At 48.7% G+C, this 19,886-nt stretch carries 18 protein-coding genes and 2 tRNA genes; all 20 read right to left on the bottom strand.

Annotated features, from left to right (window positions below; genetic code table 11):
- Positions 1 to 5 precede the first annotated feature (5 nt).
- Positions 6 to 1,205, bottom strand: coding sequence for a glycosyltransferase family 4 protein (locus PQU95_RS06960; RefSeq protein ID WP_272751311.1), 1,200 nt, complete (start codon positions 1,203 to 1,205; stop codon positions 6 to 8).
- Positions 1,205 to 2,341 carry a non-hydrolyzing UDP-N-acetylglucosamine 2-epimerase gene (gene wecB, locus PQU95_RS06955; RefSeq protein WP_272751310.1) on the bottom strand — a complete coding sequence of 379 codons (1,137 nt, stop codon included), beginning with the start codon at positions 2,339 to 2,341 and terminating at the stop codon, positions 1,205 to 1,207. Before wecB ends, PQU95_RS06960 begins: the two co-directional genes overlap by 1 nt.
- An 8-nt stretch (positions 2,342 to 2,349) precedes the next feature.
- Positions 2,350 to 3,465, bottom strand: a complete 1,116-nt coding sequence (gene wbjC, locus PQU95_RS06950; protein ID WP_272751309.1) for a UDP-2-acetamido-2,6-beta-L-arabino-hexul-4-ose reductase — start codon at positions 3,463 to 3,465, stop codon at positions 2,350 to 2,352.
- Between the two features lie 2 nt (positions 3,466 to 3,467).
- Positions 3,468 to 4,496 carry a polysaccharide biosynthesis protein gene (locus PQU95_RS06945; protein ID WP_272751308.1) on the bottom strand — a complete coding sequence of 343 codons (1,029 nt, stop codon included), beginning with the start codon at positions 4,494 to 4,496 and terminating at the stop codon, positions 3,468 to 3,470.
- 12 nt (positions 4,497 to 4,508) lie between these two features.
- Positions 4,509 to 5,297 carry an AglZ/HisF2 family acetamidino modification protein gene (locus PQU95_RS06940; protein WP_272751307.1) on the bottom strand — a complete coding sequence of 263 codons (789 nt, stop codon included), beginning with the start codon at positions 5,295 to 5,297 and terminating at the stop codon, positions 4,509 to 4,511.
- A gap of 3 nt (positions 5,298 to 5,300) precedes the next feature.
- Positions 5,301 to 5,918, bottom strand: a complete 618-nt coding sequence (hisH, locus tag PQU95_RS06935; protein WP_272751306.1) for an imidazole glycerol phosphate synthase subunit HisH — start codon at positions 5,916 to 5,918, stop codon at positions 5,301 to 5,303.
- The gene (locus PQU95_RS06930; RefSeq protein ID WP_272751361.1) at positions 5,915 to 7,045 is read right to left on the bottom strand and encodes an N-acetyl sugar amidotransferase; all 1,131 of its coding nucleotides are present in this window, start codon (positions 7,043 to 7,045) and stop codon (positions 5,915 to 5,917) included. Before PQU95_RS06930 ends, hisH begins: the two co-directional genes overlap by 4 nt.
- Positions 7,046 to 7,232: 187 nt before the next feature.
- A complete protein-coding gene (locus tag PQU95_RS06925; RefSeq protein ID WP_272751305.1) occupies positions 7,233 to 8,438 on the bottom strand; it encodes an O-antigen ligase family protein in 1,206 nt (401 codons plus the stop codon).
- 5 nt (positions 8,439 to 8,443) lie between these two features.
- Positions 8,444 to 9,721: a hypothetical protein gene (locus PQU95_RS06920; protein WP_272751304.1), complete on the bottom strand. Its 1,278-nt coding sequence runs from the start codon at positions 9,719 to 9,721 to the stop codon at positions 8,444 to 8,446.
- Positions 9,703 to 10,752 carry a pseudaminic acid synthase gene (gene pseI, locus PQU95_RS06915; RefSeq protein ID WP_272751303.1) on the bottom strand — a complete coding sequence of 350 codons (1,050 nt, stop codon included), beginning with the start codon at positions 10,750 to 10,752 and terminating at the stop codon, positions 9,703 to 9,705. The genes PQU95_RS06920 and pseI overlap by 19 nt, the downstream gene beginning before the upstream one ends.
- Positions 10,749 to 11,327, bottom strand: coding sequence for a UDP-4-amino-4,6-dideoxy-N-acetyl-beta-L-altrosamine N-acetyltransferase (gene pseH, locus PQU95_RS06910; RefSeq protein ID WP_272751302.1), 579 nt, complete (start codon positions 11,325 to 11,327; stop codon positions 10,749 to 10,751). Before pseH ends, pseI begins: the two co-directional genes overlap by 4 nt.
- Entirely contained in the window at positions 11,324 to 12,394 is a 1,071-nt protein-coding gene (gene pseG, locus PQU95_RS06905; protein WP_272751301.1) for a UDP-2,4-diacetamido-2,4,6-trideoxy-beta-L-altropyranose hydrolase, read from the bottom strand. Before pseG ends, pseH begins: the two co-directional genes overlap by 4 nt.
- 50 nt (positions 12,395 to 12,444) lie before the next feature.
- Positions 12,445 to 13,176 carry a pseudaminic acid cytidylyltransferase gene (gene pseF / locus PQU95_RS06900; protein WP_272751300.1) on the bottom strand — a complete coding sequence of 244 codons (732 nt, stop codon included), beginning with the start codon at positions 13,174 to 13,176 and terminating at the stop codon, positions 12,445 to 12,447.
- Positions 13,149 to 14,309 carry a UDP-4-amino-4,6-dideoxy-N-acetyl-beta-L-altrosamine transaminase gene (gene pseC / locus PQU95_RS06895; protein ID WP_272751299.1) on the bottom strand — a complete coding sequence of 387 codons (1,161 nt, stop codon included), beginning with the start codon at positions 14,307 to 14,309 and terminating at the stop codon, positions 13,149 to 13,151. Before pseC ends, pseF begins: the two co-directional genes overlap by 28 nt.
- Positions 14,310 to 14,342: 33 nt before the next feature.
- Complete coding sequence (locus tag PQU95_RS06890) at positions 14,343 to 15,584, bottom strand: lipopolysaccharide biosynthesis protein (protein ID WP_272751298.1); 1,242 nt, start codon at positions 15,582 to 15,584, stop codon at positions 14,343 to 14,345.
- Between the two features lie 612 nt (positions 15,585 to 16,196).
- Positions 16,197 to 16,272 (bottom strand) — tRNA-Phe (locus PQU95_RS06885).
- A gap of 34 nt (positions 16,273 to 16,306) precedes the next feature.
- A tRNA-Phe gene (locus PQU95_RS06880) sits at positions 16,307 to 16,382 on the bottom strand.
- A gap of 415 nt (positions 16,383 to 16,797) precedes the next feature.
- Positions 16,798 to 17,457 (bottom strand): maleylacetoacetate isomerase, encoded by a 660-nt coding sequence (maiA, locus tag PQU95_RS06875; protein ID WP_272751297.1) that lies wholly within the window; start codon positions 17,455 to 17,457, stop codon positions 16,798 to 16,800.
- Positions 17,450 to 18,433 (bottom strand): fumarylacetoacetate hydrolase family protein, encoded by a 984-nt coding sequence (locus PQU95_RS06870; protein WP_272751296.1) that lies wholly within the window; start codon positions 18,431 to 18,433, stop codon positions 17,450 to 17,452. The genes maiA and PQU95_RS06870 overlap by 8 nt, the downstream gene beginning before the upstream one ends.
- A 137-nt stretch (positions 18,434 to 18,570) precedes the next feature.
- Positions 18,571 to 19,647, bottom strand: coding sequence for a 4-hydroxyphenylpyruvate dioxygenase (hppD, locus tag PQU95_RS06865; RefSeq protein ID WP_272751295.1), 1,077 nt, complete (start codon positions 19,645 to 19,647; stop codon positions 18,571 to 18,573).
- Positions 19,648 to 19,886: the final 239 nt, after the last annotated feature.

Raw genomic sequence — 19,886 nt, 5'->3', positions numbered from 1 at the left:
ATAACTCAAGCAAGTGCCGTGACAATCTGCTCGACCGCTTTCTTTACTGCGAATTCACGCTCAAAAAGCTTTTGGCACCGTCCGGCCATCTCCGCATCAGCATCCAGGCGCTCAAGCAATCGACACGACAACTGATACAGTTCCTCAACGTCGTTGCTTTCGCACACCTCCCCCACCTGCTCTTCGCGAATCATGCCGGCAAGATCATTGCCAGCATTGATATTGGCAAGAACAGGCAAGCCGCTCTGCATATAAGTCAGGAATTTCCCCGGAATATTATGCGACTTGTGCAAGGGCGACAGTGCCACCAAGCCTACCGCGCACTGCGCGTAGAGGTCTGGGATTTCGTCAGGATCGATCTCGTCGTAGAAAACGACATTGGCCAGTCTCATATCCGCAGCACGTATACGCAAGCGAGCGGCCTCACTACCACGCCCGATAAATACGAAACCGACCTTGGTATTATGCTGATGCCGCATAGCCAGCTCCAACATAATGTCCATACCCTGCGCCACGCCCATATTGCCGGCATAAACAAACAGCTTTCTGCCTGCCAACGGAGAGTTGCCCAGCTTGATAGAGCATGGGTTACTTGCCGGTTTATCCAGCCAGTTCTGCAAGACCTCGACCACCTTGCCGGGCTGATGCCGCTGACTCTCAAAGTATTTGATATTACCCGGAGTTTGCACACCGATAATATCGGCAACCCCGTACTGGTAGCTCGCTATCAGACGAAATACCCAATAAGGCAACCCTTTGCCCATCAAACCCATGTCTACTGCCCACTCTGGGAAAATATCCCGAATGATCAAATAACCGCGGCACTTACTTTTGCGCTTCAAGTAACTAGCCAGTGGGCCATGAAAAATGGAAGGCGCATACCAGATAACGCCATCCCACTTTTCATCGCCCAGCTCGGAATTAGACAATTGCCGACGCATGGCAAACGGCATAATGAACTCTGCAAGCGTCCGTCTGATATAGCCGATGTCTTTGGTTTTAGGTGCCTGCAAACGCAGTACTCGGACTCCCCCTAACTCTTCGGAGAAGGTAGACCCCCGCACATCGGCAGACGGCAGTAGAACAGTCAGCTCATGCCCTTGCCGGACAAACTCTCTTGCAAGATCGCGTAATTGAACCGCGCCAGAGTTGCGCAACGGCGGGAAGGTATCCGCAATCAAAACGAAACGCCGTTGTGCACTCATCAGTATTGCTTCCACACCACCCGTTTAACATAGTCCGTATAGCTATGAATGATGCGAACTACCTTATCAGACACGTTCGGCATGCTGTAGTCAGCAACCGGCCGGAAATTACGCGCCTCACCTCGCTGCTGGTCTTCCAGAATAGCTAATGCCTGACGGACACGCTCACACTCGAGCCCTACCATCATGACCGAAGCTTCTTCCATACCTTCTGGCCGCTCATGCGCTTCGCGCAAGTTCAGCGCCGGGAAGTTCAGAATGGACGATTCTTCATTGATGGTACCGCTATCGGACATAACCGCTTTTGCATTCATCTGCAAATGCACATAGTCGTGGAAGCCAAGGGGCTTCAACAATTTCACTAGCGGATGAAACGTTGCGCCCGTAGCATCAACGCGCTTTTGGGTACGAGGGTGCGTTGATACAATCACCGGCAACTGCTGCTCTTCGGCTACCATATTGAGTACGGCGACCAGCTTGCCAAATGCGCGGTCTGATTCAATATTCTCTTCGCGATGTGCACTCACGACAAAATACCGATGCTTTTCCAAGCCAAGACGTTGCAGTACATCAGAAGCTGCAATCTGTGGCATGTAATGATTCAGTACTTCAAACATCGGGCTACCAGTCTTGATAACCTGATCGGGATGCAGACCTTCACGCAGCAGATAGTCGCGTGCGATGGTGCTGTAAGTCAGGTTGATGTCGGCAGTATGGTCCACGATACGGCGATTGGTCTCTTCCGGCACACGCAGGTCAAAACAACGGTTACCTGCTTCCATATGGAAGATAGGAATCTTGCGACGCTTTGCCGGAATAACCGACAGGCAACTATTGGTATCACCCAGCACCAACATCGCATCGGGCTGTACTTCTGCCAGCACCTCATCAACTGCTGAAATCAGGTTACCAATAGTGTTAGCAGCACTCTTGCTGCCATCGGCACTATTCAGAAAGTAATCGGGCTTTTTGACACCAAGATCATCAAAAAAAACCTGATTCAGTTCGTAATCATAGTTCTGGCCCGTATGAACCAGCACATGCTCACAGTACTTATCGAGAGCAGCCAAAACACGGGACAAACGGATAATCTCCGGCCGGGTCCCTACCACCGACACAACACGCATTTTTTTCATAAATACTCTCACAAAGGGCAAGCGTAGGTATCAGGCTTCTCGCGATCAAAAATTTCGTTGGCCCATAGCATTACTACCAGCTCGTCATTACCAATATTAGTAATGTCATGAGTCCAGCCTGGCACCGTTTCAACCACTTCAGCCTGGTCACCGGTAGTAACAATATCGAAACTTTCCGCAGTCAACATGGACCGAAACTGGAAGCGAGCTTCCCCTTTGATAACCAAGAACTTTTCGGTCTTCGTATGATGGTAATGCCCACCACGTGTTACACCAGGATGGGCGGTGAAATACGAAAACTGGCCACAATCCGGTGTTTTCAGCATTTCCACAAACACGCCGCGTGCATCACCATAGCGCTTGAGCGGATAGGCAAACTGCTCAACCGGCAGATAGCTGACATAGGTCGAGTAAAGCGCACGAGTGAGGCCTACGCCTACACGCTCGGATACAAGATTGTCACGGCAGTGACGGAAAGCCTGGATTTGCGCTGCCAACTCGCCAACCGTTGTCTTGTACTGGGGAGCAACACACTCAAAACCTTCAGCATTGCGTTGGGATAAAGCACCATCCATCAGCTGCAGAAAACGCTCTACGACATCATCAACGTACACCAGTGTTACAGGTGCTGACGAATCATTGATCTGTAAAGGTAACCCCATCACAGTGTTGTAGCAGAATGTTGCTACAGCAGAGTTGTAATTGGGCTTGCACCACTTACCAAACACATTGGGTAAACGGAACACATACACAGGGCTACCTGTCTTGGTCTGCAAGGCAAACAAATGCTCCTCTGCCTTGCGCTTGCTCTCACCATAGGGATTATTGGCTACCGCCTGGATAGACGATGTGGCTATCACAGGAATCTGGCGACCACAATCAGCAATGGCTTGACATAGCGCCGCAGTCAGATCCGCATTACCGCTAGCAAACTCAGAGGGATCCTGTGGGCGATTTACACCGGCCAAATGGAAGACAAAATCAACGCCGTCCAACATAGCTGTTAGCTCATCCAGCTTATTGATGCGCGTAAATCCATGAACCTCAACGTCATTACGCTCAGATAACTGCAGGCTTAAGTTCTTAGCAATGAATCCATCTGCACCGGTAATCAGTATCTTCATGCTTACTCCTCAGGCTCGGTAAATTCGCCCCTGACGATTGACTGCACAAAGCGAAGCTTCAACAGCATTTTCTTCATACCTTCAACATCAAGCCTGTGAGTATTATGGGAGTTATACTCCACAGCCTCGGAAATCTTGATTTCACCCTGTTCAACGTACTTGCCATAATTAAGATCGCGAAGATCAGGGGGAACTTGGTAGTAGCCCCCCAGATCGCGGGCAGCTACCATTTCTTCGCGGCTTAGAAGCGCCTCATAAAGCTTTTCTCCATGCCTGGTACCCATAATGTTGATAGGGTGAGCAGGGCAATCTAGCAGTTCAGTTAACGCCCTTGCAAGGGTTTCAATGGTAGCTGCCGGTGCCTTCTGGACAAAAATATCCCCAGGGTTACCATGTTCAAAGGCATAGAGCACCAAATCGACCGCGTCATCTAGCGTCATCATGAAGCGGGTCATATTCGGATCAGTAATGGTGATAGGCTTACCTGCACGGATTTGATTAGTGAATAAAGGAATCACCGAGCCACGTGAAGCCATAACATTACCGTAGCGAGTTGCACAGATAACAGTTTCTACACTACTACGCGACTTGGCAACAATCACTTTTTCCATCATCGCCTTGCTGATGCCCATTGCATTAATGGGATAAACAGCCTTGTCTGTACTCAGGCACACAACACGCTTAACGCCACAATTGATTGCAGCCTCAAGTACATTTTCGGTACCAAGAATATTAGTTTTAACAGCCTCCATCGGATGAAACTCACAGGATGGTACTTGCTTTAATGCAGCAGCATGATAGACATAATCTGTTCCGCGCATTGCATTGAGAACAGACTGATAGTCACGCACATCTCCGATATAAAACTTAAGCTTCGGGCTGGCGTAACGTTTTCTCAGATCATCCTGCTTCTTTTCGTCACGGCTCAGAATACGGATCTCGCGGATATCAGAGTTCAGAAACCGTCGCAGAACGGCGTTGCCAAACGACCCTGTACCACCAGTTATCAAAAGAACTTTATCTTTAAACATAATATTCCACAATCACAATTTTTCAATGGATTCACGGCAAAGCGAAACTTTCTGCTCTGGCGTAGGGTAATTAATCAGAACTGCCCGGTATTTACCTTTAAAAACGAACAAGCTACCCGCTGCAGCACCGACCACGCCCACAGCACTGATAAGCTGCCCAACGTGATCCAGCGCTCCTGCCCCCCCCATGAAAGTAACAGGGATTCGCAATGCAGACTTAACTTGTTTTGCAAACTCAACATCATAGCCTTCCATCATTCCATCTCGATCGATAGAGTTGATGACTATTTCGCCCGCCCCTGCATCCTGGCACTGCTTAGCGAATAGGATTGGGTCAATTTTATGCACACGGCTACCATTAAGCGTGCAAACTTCATAGCCCTTAGTGAAGAAACCTGACTTCTTTTTCACATCAATAACAACAACAACAGATTGCCTGCCTACTGCCGCAGCCATCTCGGTAAGCAGTGCCGGGTTCGATATTGCGGAGTGGCTGACAGCAACCTTCTCGACACCCATGTCTATGATTCGAGAAGCTTGTGCTGCAGTGGTTACGCCACCACCATAGCAAAGTGGCATACGGCACTCTGCAGCAAGCTTTGCAATCAATGAAAAATCAGGCTCTACGCCGTTCAATGAGGCATCTATATCAAGTACCATCAACTCATCCGCTTCCTTCTCATTAAAGATACGAACTGCGTTGATGGGATCGCCAACATACTTGGGATCCTTAAACCGCTGCGTCTTAACCAAGCCACCTTTATGAACGAGCAAACAAGGGATGATCCGAGGCCTTAACATTACTTATAGCTCCACAAAGTTCTTTAAAACCTGTTCACCCCAATGGTGACTCTTCTCCGGGTGACACTGAATCCCATGAATATGGCCTCGAGAAACGACAGCATCGAAATGAATGCCATATTCTGCAGTAGCAGCTACATCTGCCTTGTCTTCTGCATCAAAATAAAACGAATGCAAAAAGTAAAATTGTGGACTCGCCTCAAAACCGGCAGAGAAAAGAAGAGAGTTGTTGGCAGGTTGCAAAGTGTTCCAGCCCATATGAGGCATTGGTAATGCTGATGTGGCTGCGTTGCAAGCAAATGCTTTGACACGCCCTGGAATCCACCCCAAACCAGACTGGACACCTTCATCAGACCCATTAGATAGCATCTGCATACCGACGCAGATACCAACAACTGGAATCTCTTGTTTAAGAACCAGATCTTCAAGGCGCGGGCGCAAACCTGATGCATTAAGCCTTTCCATGGCGTGATCAAAATGCCCCACACCAGGCAATATCAGCCTCGTAGCACCGTCAAGCATCTCCGGAGTATCGGCACGTTGCGCATCAAGCCCGAGTCTTTTAAAAAGATTCAAAAAGGCTTGGATATTTCCGACACCATAATCAACAATCTTGATCATCTAAAGAATCTCTTTTCCAATCCCAACCGACGCATGATATTTGCACCACTATTGATAATCCACCGTTTGTTCTTGTAATCCTTATAAGTCTTCTTCGGAGAATCAAAAATCTGCTGCAGCTCGTCAACGGTCAAACCCAGTTTATGAGCAACATATTCAAACTCTTGCTTCAAGAAATGCTCATCCATCTCTGGGCGGGAAATCCTATCAATAGCCTGATCACGCGTCATTTGGCCTGTCATAATCAGGCTGGAGAAATGAGCCCTGCGCTTTTCATACCCAAACCGACGTGGCAGCCAGTAATCCTCGTAGAATCGTGTGAAGCGAGACTCATGATGCTTGTGCTGGAAACGCTTCCAGCCAAATAGACGCTCCAACTCGTCTTCCGCATCCTTTTTGCCATAAGGCACCAGATTCAGAGGATGATGCACAGTCATACCCATAAACTTCTGGTAAACCAGCTTGTAAACCAGAATATCGACTAGTGGAAACTCGTCATTAGGTTTACCATCTCCACACTTGGCCCAAATATCACCAAAGAGTGTCTTATCGATTCCGAGATAGCCACCCCACTCCTCAGGCTCTCGGCAGCACTCAGTAGAAAAGTTGGAGCCGGTTATAATATGTTTGATGCCGTATTTACGGGCAAACTTGTACAAACCTGAAAAGAAAGCAGCATCCTGAACTAAGTCCTGATCCGGGATACCCGCACGCAAAAAGGCAACTTGCATGCGCTTAACAGCATCCCAATTTACCACCTCAGTGTAGAGATCCAAGCCGAGACCATCAACTAGCTTTTCTATATTACCGACCGCTTGGTCAGTATTCCAACCCGCATCGACATGAAATAGCAATGGGCGCAAACCCATCTTTTCTTTTGCGATATAGGCAACGTAAGAGCTATCCAAACCACCACTTAAACCGATAATACAATCGAAGTCTTTCCCTTTTGCATCTGCTCGAATTTTTTCAGACAAACGTATCAATGCATTGGAGCCAATTTCGTTACGATGCCAATTAGGAACGATATGGCTCTTATAATTATTGCAATAATCGCACCTACCTTCGGAATCAAACCTTATATTTGGATCCGAAGTATCCATTATGCAATTTGAGCAAATTTGCATAGCACTACTTTTAGACATATTCATAACCTATAAAATGGAGCTATTCAAGTTGGTCAACCATATAATCAGAGGTAAGCAACAAAACTCGCAGTCGAAAAAATCGTAATCATGGCTGATCCCTAATTACGTTCAAAGACACGTAAGACGCCTCTATTTTTAGCCGCTTAAAATATAAATACTATAAAAATTAGCTTGTGCGCGCACTGTAGAAGTCGCCATCACACTTAGAAGAACCACATTTAAAGCAAGCAATAGATGCGCCGAGGGAAACAAAGAACAGCTGATTGCATGGGAACGACATAAATACATTCTCAAAAAGCATTGCAACTGCGAAATAAAAGACTGCAATATCAAAGCAGCGTCCTGCGTGATTTGAGAACACTTGCCAGAACCATGACGTGTTTAAATTAAGCGCGTAATAGAACAAAACTGGCACTGCCAAAAAAATCCCCATAGCATTCAAGAAGTGAAAATAGCTTGACTCACTCACCATATCAATTCTAAGAAAATTAGAATCAGGAAAGAAATAACTAGAATCAATTTGAGTTAAGTACTCAAAATATTTATCCAAGCGAATGGACGCAGTTTGAAAATCCAGCATTCTTGCAGGTAACTCAACCAAACCAGATAATATAAAAAACATTACCAGCGCCAGCAAAACCGATAGAAAAAAAATACTATGCAAAATAGCAGAAAATTTTAACTTCCCACCGCCTCGATAAAGATGGCCAAAAAAAACAGAAAGCAACAATGAAACCCAGGCAGTCCTAGAACCAGTTAATAAAAGTGCCGAAAAAATCGCAACTCCAATTAAAAACTTCCATCGCCCTTTAAAAATATCGGAAAATAACAAAAGGACTAGCGCGCAACCCAAATACACTCCAAAATTATTTGGATTAAGCATTGTCGATACAGCACGAAACCCTCCTGTTCTTTCCCAAAACTCACCCAAAACCGGCTCAAAGATAAAATATTCAAAATAAGAAATGACGGAAGCAATAATGGCCGAAATTATAACCGCTCTAGCAATACCACGTAACTGATCATATTCCAATGAAATAACAAAATGAGTTAGACCACATAGCAAAACCAAAACCACAACAGCATCAAAACCGAAACTCCCTTGTGATCCAAATGGTTGCAACAGCAGCAGAGTTATTGCAAAAAAAGATAAAAAAAACACCTGCACAACATGATCAGTCTTCTTTTTTATCAAAAAAAACAGCAATCCAATAAATCCAATCACAATATACTTTATAATCTTATGCCAAAAATCATCAGATCGATCAACTATCAGATTGCCAGAAATCAGATTGGGCGCATAATATAAAGCAGAGAAGAACAGCCATAAAATAAAGAAAACATAGAGAAGTCGCGCTGGTCTAATAGTCATTTATATTAACCCACAATTTCGCGCAACAAACTTGCACTATAGCAATCCGAGGTACTTAATTCAGCCTTCAATGGATGCACAAACGCTTTTATTCTGTGTACTTCGTACTCATCAACCAACGTTGAAGGGTACGAAATTACGAAATTGACACGTGGATAAAAATAATCATCTGCAATCACATTCCAACTTGCATTGAAAACCTTAGGACTTGGCTTTGCAGCAGGGTGTGGCTTATAGTATACATTCGCTTTCAACACTTTACAGAGTCGCTCACACAACAACATTTGAAACTGCTCACAAAACGGGTGGCCCACGAACAGAATAGACATCACTCCACCATCAACATCAGTCAATTTTAACGATGGCCTGTCATAATTTAAAACTTCAAAGTCATCTGCAATCGCATTAGCATCTATTATATTGCCCAAAAAAATTTCACGCTGCTCGTCATTATAGACAAAGAGTTTCTTTACATTTTTCAGTTTATATGGCAAACCTTTTTCACGAGTCTGTCCCAAAAAATTCTCGTAGGTAGACGAATGCTCCTTTCCATGTTGTACTATTGTGATAGCACACTCCCTGTTCAATCTTTGCATTCTACTGCTGAATCTATCGGCCATAACTGCCCAACGATCATGGTGCTCTGCTGTCAATATCAAGCTAGGCTTAAGTTTTAGCAATGCCGCATACATTACAACCCAATCAAAGACTGAATAGGTCTGCCATGACATATCAGGGCCAGATTTATCTATAATTAACTGGTGAATCGTGATTGATTTCTTTAAAACACCCCAAATATCTGAAAAATCTATAACGTCGATCGCTTTGACAAAATCAATGCCAGGCGTACACTTGTACTTACTTGGCACTTCAATATTCTGAGGCAATAGCCACGTACAAAACTTTGTGCTGACTGGCGAGTTAAATATTGTATTGCAAGAATGCTCACACACTGCCAAAAAAACAACACCATGTAACAATACATTTTTTTCGGATTTTCTCTTTACGTACAACGAAGTTACGACTTTATAAAATAAGTGGCAATAAAACAGTACATAAGCCCAAGCATACGAAAGAAATAAAGAAGTGTACTTAATTACAGCCACTATACTGGGATTTCGTCCTAACCATTTTGCGGGGCGGGGCAAACCATGAAAATCACACAATGATTTGTTAAAAAATTCGTAATATAAGCAATCAAAGAAATATTGATTACTTGCTGCGCATGCAAAATCCTGCTCTAAGTTATCTATGGCATTCAATTTTAAATCAGATGTTCCCATAAAACCGGACTCCCCAAACATATATTTTTATTTATTTTTTTTCCAATAACATGCTCTAGAAATTTAGGTGCTAAGCCAAAACCAGGCCGTACGCTGCGTACGCTATCGACTGTGATAATGTCGCCGGCTTTCATATCCTTGACAAAATACAGGGAGCGACGAAACTTGACATTACCCTGCTCGCTAGACTTGCAGCCATAGTCTACGTTGCCCAGTGCCGACCATACAGTCTTGCTATCGCGGCAAAGATCTGCCATTTCTGTCGGTTCCAGCGAAAAGCTGTCATCCGGCCCACCACCGTTACGATTGAGTGTGAAGTGTTTTTCGATGATGGCTGCCCCCAGGGCTACGCTGGCTATGGCGGTGGTGTTATCCAGCGTATGGTCGGACAGGCCGGTAACTAGGCCGTAGCGGCTGATCATATCGGGGATGGTCCGCAGGTTGTAGTCTTCTGCCGGTGCCGGGTAGCCGCTGACACAGTGCAGGATGGCCAGCTGCTGGCAGCCACCGGCGCGCGCGGCATCAATGGCTTCTTGGATTTCTTCGGCGTCCGCCATGCCGGTAGAAATGATCATCGGCTTGCCAGTGCTGGCAACATACTTGATCAAGGGTAGGTCTACCGCTTCAAAAGAGGCGATCTTGTAGGCTGGGGTGTTGAGGTCTTCCAGCAGGTCTACCGCGGTATGATCGAACGGGGAACTGAAAATGGTAATGCCAAGCTGGCGGGCATGGTCGAACAGCGGCTTGTGCCAGCTCCAGGGCATGTGCGCCTCTTGGTAAAGCTGGTACAAGGTTTTGCCATCCCACAAGCCGCCCTTGATCAGAAAGGCATCGTCATCACAGTTGAGGGTGATGGTATCGGCAGTGTATGTCTGCAGTTTTACGGCATCGGCACCGGCCTTCTTGGCCTGCTCGATGATACTGATAGCGGTTTCTAACTTGCCGTTATGATTAGCAGACAATTCGGCAATCACATATGGAGGATAGTCAACACCGATGAGACGGTTGCCAATGGTGATTTTCGGGTTCATGGTTTTTCCTTAAAAGTCTGAAAATCGAGGAGTTTCGCCAGCATCTGATCTCGCTTGAGCGCCCATTCGGTTGACAGCATGCCTAAACGGTAAATATCCACAAAACCTGTCTCAATTTTGTGCTGCTCTCGTAAAATGCCTTCAATCTTGAAACCGAATTTTTCGTGAAGTTTGACTACGGGCATGTTGAATGCCAGCACTTCACAGCAAATTTTATGTAGTTTAAGTACATCGAATGCATGTGTCAGTGCGAGGTATTCCATCCGGCTTCCAGTACCTTTTGTGGCTTCTGGTGATGCATAAAAGGCCCATGATGAATGAAGATTGTTTATATCTATGCCATTAAATGCCACGATCCCAGCGGGCGAGCCCTGATATTCGTACATAAAATATTGCTGGTCGGCACGGTTTTTGATCCTATCCCACCATGCCATATGTTCGGTCAGACTGATTTCGTGGGTTGTATACATGTTGACACGTACTGCCGGTGCATTGCGCCAAGAAAGCATTAACGGTAACTCAGTCTGGTCTATGGGGCGTAGGATGCCCAGCCTGTTGGCTGTATCTTGTGTCATGTCAGCTCCTTCTGTGTAATCCGATCTGCTACACGTTTAGCACCTAGTCCGTCGGTAATCTCGCTCGCACAGTTGCTCATTTGCAATAGAATGTCGTTGGATGAAATGATCTCGTGGATGAAACGCGCCAAATTATTCGCCATATTTTTCTCCAGATCTAGCACTCCCACCACCTGTGCGCTCTCCAAGATTGATGCCGCATAGCGCTGGTTTTCGGCTAATACAATCATTAATGACGGAAGCCCTAGGCAGCACCGTTCCCAGGTGGTGGCACCGGCGGCGCCGATTGCAAGATCGCTTTCTGCCATCAACTCCGCCATGTTGGTGACACCAGCCACTACCTGTGTGAGCCACGGCATTAAACGGGCCTGTTCGGCTACCTTCTCCAACCATGGTGCAGTGGGGCCCATTACCACAGTAATCTGGCAATCTGGCGGTAATGCTGTGCCTCGCAGGGCGAGCATTACTTTCCCGGTAGCGTTTTCTTTGTCTACCCCTCCCATTGTCAGCAGCAGTTTACGGATGGCAGGCTTGGCTCGGCGTTGCAGACTGTGGGACCTTAATGCCGCAAATTCGGGACGCAACAAAGCATAGTGTGCGCCGGCCAGTACCTGACAATCGACCGGTACCAAGCGCAGGTAGTCTTCTGGCTGCCGGCCATGTGTCTGGTCCAGTAGCAGGTGGCACAGGTGCTGTCTGTCTGCTAGATCATCGACCACCATCAGACGATGGTAATAAGGTGTCAATACTTGCTGCCAGCGCGCATCAATAGCGTAATGATCTACAACTAGCCAATCTACACGTTGGCGCGATAACACAAGAGCACACTCGTCTGCATCCTGGGCTTGTGTGACACCTAGCCAGCGGGCATGCGTCAGTTCTGGTAAGGGTGCTTGTGCAGTACTTGCGAACTGTGAGGTGAAGTCTTGTTCAGTCACTGCCAGCTCATGTACCAAGTAACCCTTGGCACGAATCAATGCGATAAGGTTACCTGCGTGTGCTCGGCAGATAAACTGGCAGTCCGCACCGTTGGCCGCAAGCTCATCAGCCAAGGTGAGACAGCGCATGATGTGCCCACTACCTATCTGCAAAGAGGCATCTGCACGAAAGCACACTCTCATAGTTCCGCCAGCCCTGTGAGTGATTGCATGGCCTTAAAAAGCCACTCCGCACGCTGCCAGTCTTCTAAGGTGTCAATGTCCTGAACACGGTGGCGTGGCAGGGGTACCGACGTGGCATGCTGTGAAAACAGCGGCGTACCTGCAAGCCAAGCGCTGGCTCTGCCCCAGTAAAACTGCCCTGCATCGTGAAATGCTTCCACAAGGTCTTGCGACCGAGTATTGAAATATTGCGGTGAGAACATTTCTACGCGCTGGTGCTCGGTTATATGTATGGCGCGCTGTATGGGGAAAGGGAAGCTTGTTACCGCAAAAGCGTAGTCGGCTCCTGTTTCTTGCAGTAGATCTATACCACGGCGCAGGTCTTCCGCCCTGACAAAAGGCGCGGTGGCATACAGACAGCAGGCTAGCTCAACAGGGCAATGGTTAAGGTTCATCCATTCTATGGCATGAGCGATCACTGGGATGGTACCGGTATGGTCATCTGACAACTCTGGCGGCCGCATAAACGGTACTTCGGCACCGTACTGGCAGGCTAGCGCAGCAATTTCAGCGTCATCGGTAGAGACAATGATTTTGTCAAAGCACGCAGAAAGACGGGCAGCCTCTATCGACCACGCAATCATAGGCTTGCCACAGAATAGCTTGATATTCTTACGCGGAATGCGCTTGCTGCCACCGCGTGCCGGTATAACCGCTAATTTCACAGGCAGATCGCCTCTTTGATGCATTCCACAACGAAATCCTGTTCTTGCTGTGTCAAAGTGGGGTGCATCGGAATGCTGATAGCTTCACGGTAGTACTGTTCGGCCAGGGGGTAGTCACCCTGTTTGAAGCCCATGCTCTGGTAATAAGGCTGGGTGTGCACCGGAATGTAGTGCAAGTTCACCATAATGTCTTTGGCGCGCAGGGCCTCAAATACCTGCAAGTGACTGACAGCGATTTTATCTAGCTGCAAGCGAATTACATAAAGGTGATAAGCACTGTAGCTGTCTTCATGTTGCCGTGGCAGGGTAATGGGCAAATCTACCAGAAGCTCGTCGTAACGCTTTGCTATCTCGTGGCGACGTTTTACATACTCTACCAAACGTGACATTTGGCTTACACCCAGTGCCGCTTGCATGTCTGTCATGCGGTAGTTGAAGCCCAATGCTACCTGCTGATAGTACCAGGGGCCGTCTGCTAGTGTAGTCATCAATGCTGGGTCACGAGTAATACCATGGCTGCGCAGAAGACCCAGTCGTGTGGCAACCTCAGCATCGTTAGTGAGTGCCATACCACCTTCAGCAGTTGTAATGATTTTTACTGGATGAAAACTGAATACTGTAATGTCGCTATATCGGCCATTACCGATAGCCTCCCCCTTATAACGACCGCCAATGGCATGCGATGCATCTTCAATTATTTTAAAGCCATACTCTTTGCCTAGCGCATGAATGGCTGCCATGTCACATGGCTGGCCAGTAAGATGCACAGGTACGACAATTTTAGGCAGTTTTCCGACATTTTTTGCCACAATCAGTTTTTCTTCTAGCTTGATTGGACAGAGATTGTAAGTAAGCGGGTCTATATCTACAAAATCGACTTGTGCACCGCAGTACAATGCGCAATTTGCGGATGCTACAAAGGTATTAGGTGTGGTCCAGAGCCGATCACCAGGGCCTAGACCCAACGCCATACAAGCAATGTGAAGTGCCGATGTCGCACTATTGACAGCCACTGCATATTTGGCATTGGTAAAATCTAGCACACTTTGCTCAAAGGCAGAAATAGCTGGACCCTGTGTCAGATTGACTGATTTCAAAACGCTTATCACAGCGTCAATATCAGCCTGATTAATGTCTTGTTGACCGTAGCGGATCATAAACACTCCCATATTAAATCATCGTGGGTAATTTCAACTAAATTCCCACTGTTGCAACAGTCGAAAGTAAGAGACAGCCTTCCAAATAAAAATACATGCAAACGCAGCATTTATACCGAAAAAAACTGCCTGATATCCAAGCCAGTGACTAAATATGGCTATTACCAAAACAAAAATTATCAAAGCGGCCAGATGGCTATAGATGATTGGCTTGTCTACATCACAGGCATACAATGCATAGTGAGGAACCATGCCAATTGCATTAACAATCATAGCCAGTAACAACCACGGATACCAGCTGACTGCTTTCAGATAAAGAGGATTACCAATCCAACTCAAAAGATAAGGCAAAACCAGCCAACTTATGATTCCAAACATAATCGATAACCCAGCTGTCTGCCAGAACAATATGCGAATCTGATTCTTTAGCTCATCATACTTGCGTTCATGATGAAGTCGTATAAGATCGGGATAGGAAAACGCAAAAACTGCAGCATCCAAAAAGGTAAGCAAAGTTCCAGCTATGCTAATCAGCAAAACGTAGGCGCCGACCATCTTTATGCCGCCCAGAGCCTCAAGCCAGTAGCGGTCAAACGTCTGCACACCACGTAATGCCAACGTAGCAATCAAAAAAACGATACTAACCCCTATACCGTTCTTTACCCAGCGCCAGTCAATTGGCAAATGCCACCCTTCAGTTTTCAACTGCTTCAGCTTCCAGATGCCGGTACCTGCAGCAATGCTACCTGCCATAGCCCAGGCTGCCATCACGACATCAAGATTACGCATATCACTTTCCATGCGCATAAGCACAATAATGACGATGGCCCAACTACCCTGACGAATAAATAGTATAACACTTGAAATAAGCTGCTCAGACAGCGTGATGAGCAACCTAGATATTTCTTGATTAAAGTGCTCCAATACTACAATAGGAAAAAACCAATAAATAAGGCTGCTCGGCCAGTTATTTTTCGATAAAAACCATAAAGCAAATGGAGCCAAAGCAATATAAAGCAACACAGAAAGTGCAACTTGACCTTTAAGCAACTGCCCACGCCGACTAGGCGGCACCTTCAATATCTCTCGGGAGACATAAGTATAAAAATCAAGCCCGAAAAAATACATCGCATAACCAACTGTTGCAGTAAAAATACCATAATATCCAACTTCAGTCGGATCAAGATACTTAGCCAAAAGAAATATGAATAAAAATCTAACTGCTAGCGTAATGGCGCGCAATCCAATATTCACTATCCGGATTAAATTATTCACTAATCAAGCACCTTTTCTTACCAAATCAACAATAACCAGCCCAAAACATCAACACTACAAACCAAACAAAACATTACAAATTAATAAAAGAACAATTTCATCCATACCAAGAACGATTGCATGCATGTTACACCCATTTCACACAAGCCATTCCTTTAAATTTAGGACATTATATTGCACAATAGAATTACAACCCCACACAAGGCATCGCAACTCATGCAACAACTGTCTCATCCAACCTGCCAAATGGGAAATGCTATCCCATGAAAGCAACATATTTGATCAATACAAAAAAGCACATCAACAGCATTGACATTGATTGAATGTTTATGGCAAACACCTACCACCCAAAGCTCCGTAGCTCCGTAGCTCCGTAGCCAAGGCGGGAAAGGCTTTCCGTCACAGTCAGAACCCATATACATTCTATTACTGAAGACATTGTTTAGCCAAGATTCATAATTTGCTTTTTCACGTCAAAATTCAAAAATCGTCCAAAGCAGATGCCAAACCACAAAACCTATAGAATGAAAGCACACTAGACAGTCTTGAAATGTTCAGAATACAAATAGAAAAACCCCAGCTATTGCTAGCTGGGGTTTTTCTATTTGTATTTGGTGGCCAATCTCGGAATCGAACCAAGGACACACGGATTTTCAATCCGTTGCTCTACCAACTGAGCTAATTGGCCAGTCTGCTGACTGGTGTGGTACCGGCAAGTTTTTTGGTGGCCAATCTCGGAATCGAACCAAGGACACACGGATTTTCAATCCGTTGCTCTACCAACTGAGCTAATTGGCCTTCTTGCTCAACGCTGTCGCGCTGCATCAGAGACACGCATTAAAGCAGACGCCGCATGGCACGTCAAGGCATTTATGGAAAAATGCGTAAAAATCTGCATTCGCCTGACGGCAGGGCTACTAGCGAGGCATTCCCCCCCCCTGCCATGCCGGCGACACCACAGCATTGCGTCGGCTAAGCACTATTTCTTGCTGCGGCGCAGGCCCGAGATGTTTCCAATGCCAAGTGGAGAGCGGCGCAGGTGGTGGTGCTGGATGTGCCGGGTATCGCCATCGCTGTGTTTTGGCCTACACGGGAGCCCATACGAAGGCAATGGCGGCTTATCTTCACATCAATGGATCCTGCCCCGCCGCTCAAGTAAAAAGCCCCGCCATCTTGCGAAGGCAGGGCATCGTCGCCGTATGCAGCCAGTGGTTCAGAAAGCGTCCGGCTGGCGCGACGGGTGGGCGTCGGCAAACGCCGGCAACTCGGCCAGCGCGTCGGTGATGGCGGCCAACCTGGGGTAGAGTGCCATGTCCACATTGAAGCGTTGGGCGTTGAATACCTGCGGTAGCAGGCACACGTCGGCCAGCGTGACAGTGCCACCAAAGCAATACTGCCCTGCAGTAGCCGTCAGCTGCTGCTCCAGTGCGTGAAAGCCCTCCTCCACCCAGTGCCGGTACCAGGTGTTGCGCGCAGCCTCATCCTGTCCCAACTCCGTCTTGAGGTAGTTCAGAATGCGCAGGTTATTTACCGGGTGGATGTCGCATGCAATAGCCTGCGCCACGGCACGCACGCGGGCACGCTGTGCCGGATCGTCTGGCAGTAGCTGCACGCTATCCGGGTAGGCCTCGTCCAGATACTCGCAAATGGCCAGCGACTGGGTTAGCAGCACACTTCCATCCTGCAACGCCGGTACCAGGCCCTGCGGGTTTAGCGCAAGAAAATCGGCGCTGCGCTGCTCGGCTTTTACCAGGCTCACCGGTGCCTGCCGATACGCCAGGCCCTTCAGGTTCAGGGCGATGCGCACGCGGTAGGCGGCCGAGGAGCGAAAGTAGCCGTACAGCGTGCGGCCAACGTTGGCTGCCTCAGCCATGCTGCACCACTGTTTGCTCGATGGCACCAAAGATGCTGGCGCCGCTGGCGTCCTTCATTTCGATGCGGACGCTGTCGCCCAGCTTCATGAACGGGGTGATGGCGGCACCGGTATCGATGATCTCGATCATGCGCTGCTCGGCCAGGCAGCAGCTGCCTACGCTGCGATCCTGGTTAGAGATGGTGCCAGAGCCAATAATGCTGCCGGCTACCAACTCGCGGGTTTTCGATACATGGGCCACCAGCTGCGGGAAGTTGAACTGCATTTCCACCCCGGCGTTCGGCTTGCCATAGAAGGCACCGTTGTAATCCACCAACAGCGGCAGGTGTACTTTGCCGTCTTGCCAGGCATCGCCCAGCTCGTCGGGGGTAACGGCTACTGGCGAAAAGGCGGTAGCCGGCTTGCTCTGGAAGAAACCAAAGCCCTTGGCCAGCTCGTTGGGGATGAGGTTACGCAACGTCACATCGTTCACCAGCAACAGCAGGCGGATGTGTTTGGCACACTCGGCCGCATCGGCACCCTGCGGTACGTCACCGGTAATGACGGCCACTTCGCCTTCAAAGTCTAGCCCCCACGCGGCCTCGCGCAGCGGGATGCCGGCTCGCGGGGGCAGGAAGGCGTCGGAGCCACCCTGATACATCAGCGGGTCGGTATAGAAGCTGGCCGGTACTTCGGCGCCGCGCGCCTTGCGCACCAGCTCCACGTGGTTCAGGTAAGCAGAGCCATCGGCCCACTGGTAGGCGCGCGGCAGCGGGCTGTGGCAGCGGGCCTGGTCGAAGGCGAATTCGCCAGCCACCTCGCCCTGGTTCAGCGCGGCGTACACTTCCTGCAGCTTGGGTTCGGCCTGTACCCAGTTGTCCAGTGCGGCTTGCAGGTTGGCCGCAATGTGCGGCACGGCCACGGCACGGCGTAGGTCGCGGCTGACTACCAGCAGCTGGCCGTCACGGGTCTGGTTCTGATAGGTAGCGAGTTTCATGTGTGTGTCTCGTCTGGCAGTGTCGATATGCGTTGGCCGCAGCATGGCTGCGGCCAACCTTATATATAGCCGTTTACCGTACCGCGTCGCCCGGTGTCCAACCTTGTGCCGCGGTGCGGTAGTGCGGTGGTGCGGGCTTAGTCGGCTTTCAGCACACCGCGGCGGATCTGGTCTTCTTCGATGGATTCGAACAGCGCGCGGAAGTTGCCTTCGCCAAAGCCTTCGTTGCCTTTGCGCTGGATGATCTCGAAGAAGATCGGGCCGATCACGGTTTCGGTAAAGATCTGCAGCAGGATGCCTTCTACTGGTGCGCCGTCGATCAGGATGCTGTTTTTCTGCAGGCGGGCCAGATCTTCGCCGTGGTTCGATACGCGCTGGTCAACCTTGGCGTAGTAGGTGTCCGGGGTGTCCAGGAAGCGGGTGCCACGCGCCTTCAGGATTTCCACGGTTTCGTAGATATTATCGGTGGTCAGCGCGATATGCTGGATGCCTTCGCCGTTGTACTGCTTGAGGAATTCCTCGATCTGGCTCTTGTCGTCCGACGACTCATTGATCGGGATGCGGATCTTGCCGCACGGGCTGGTCATGGCCTTGGACACCAGGCCGGTGAGCTTGCCTTCGATGTCGAAATAGCGGATTTCCTTGAAGTTGGCGATGTTCTCGTAGAAGCCGCCCCACTTCTCCATATTGCCGCGTACCACGTTGTGGGTGAGGTGGTCGATTACGTTCAGGCCAACACCAGCCGGGTATTGTTCTACACCTTCCAGCGGCACGAAATCGATATCGTAGATGTTTTTGTCGTGGCCGTAGCGGTCGACAAAGTACAGGGCAGAACCGCCGATACCTTCCACCGCCGGAATGTTCAGCTCCATGGCACCTACCGGGCGGTTGTACGGGGTAGCACCGTGGGCAAGGGCGTACTCGTAGGCTTTGGCAGCATCTTGCACACGCCAGGCCATGGCGCAGGCGGACGGACCGTGGGCAGAAGCGAACTCGGCGGCCGGCTGGCTGCGCTCGGCGTTCAGGATGAAGTTGATGTCACCCTGACGGAACAGGCTGACGTTCTTGCTGCGGTGGCGGGCTACTTCGATAAAACCCAGCGACAGGAACAGTTGCTTGAGTTTGTCGACACCCGCGGCGTCTGGGGCGGTGTATTCAACGAACTCGAAACCATCGGTGGCCAGCGGGTTCATCAGCTGATGTTCCATTTTCATCTTTCTCTCCTCTTGCGGCCTGCGTGGGCCTGCTTCTCTGTAGGGTATTGCGGCGACGTGCCAGACACCGGGGCGCATCAAGGCAGAGCGGGAGATGAAAATACAACACAGTACCATGCTGGTGGTTTGGCCACCGGCGTAGGAATGCCCAAATTGTATGCCTGCAGCCTGCTTTCGCGGCGGCCAGCGTCTCCTCTTGTTCACTCAGCCTGCGGTGATCTGCTGCCACCGTGTAAAAT

The sequence above is a fragment of the Vogesella aquatica genome, from assembly GCF_028548455.1.
Lineage (GTDB): Bacteria > Pseudomonadota > Gammaproteobacteria > Burkholderiales > Chromobacteriaceae > Vogesella > Vogesella aquatica.
The sequence above is the reverse complement of the archived record's forward strand: the minus strand, read 5'-3'. Positions and strand labels throughout refer to the sequence as shown.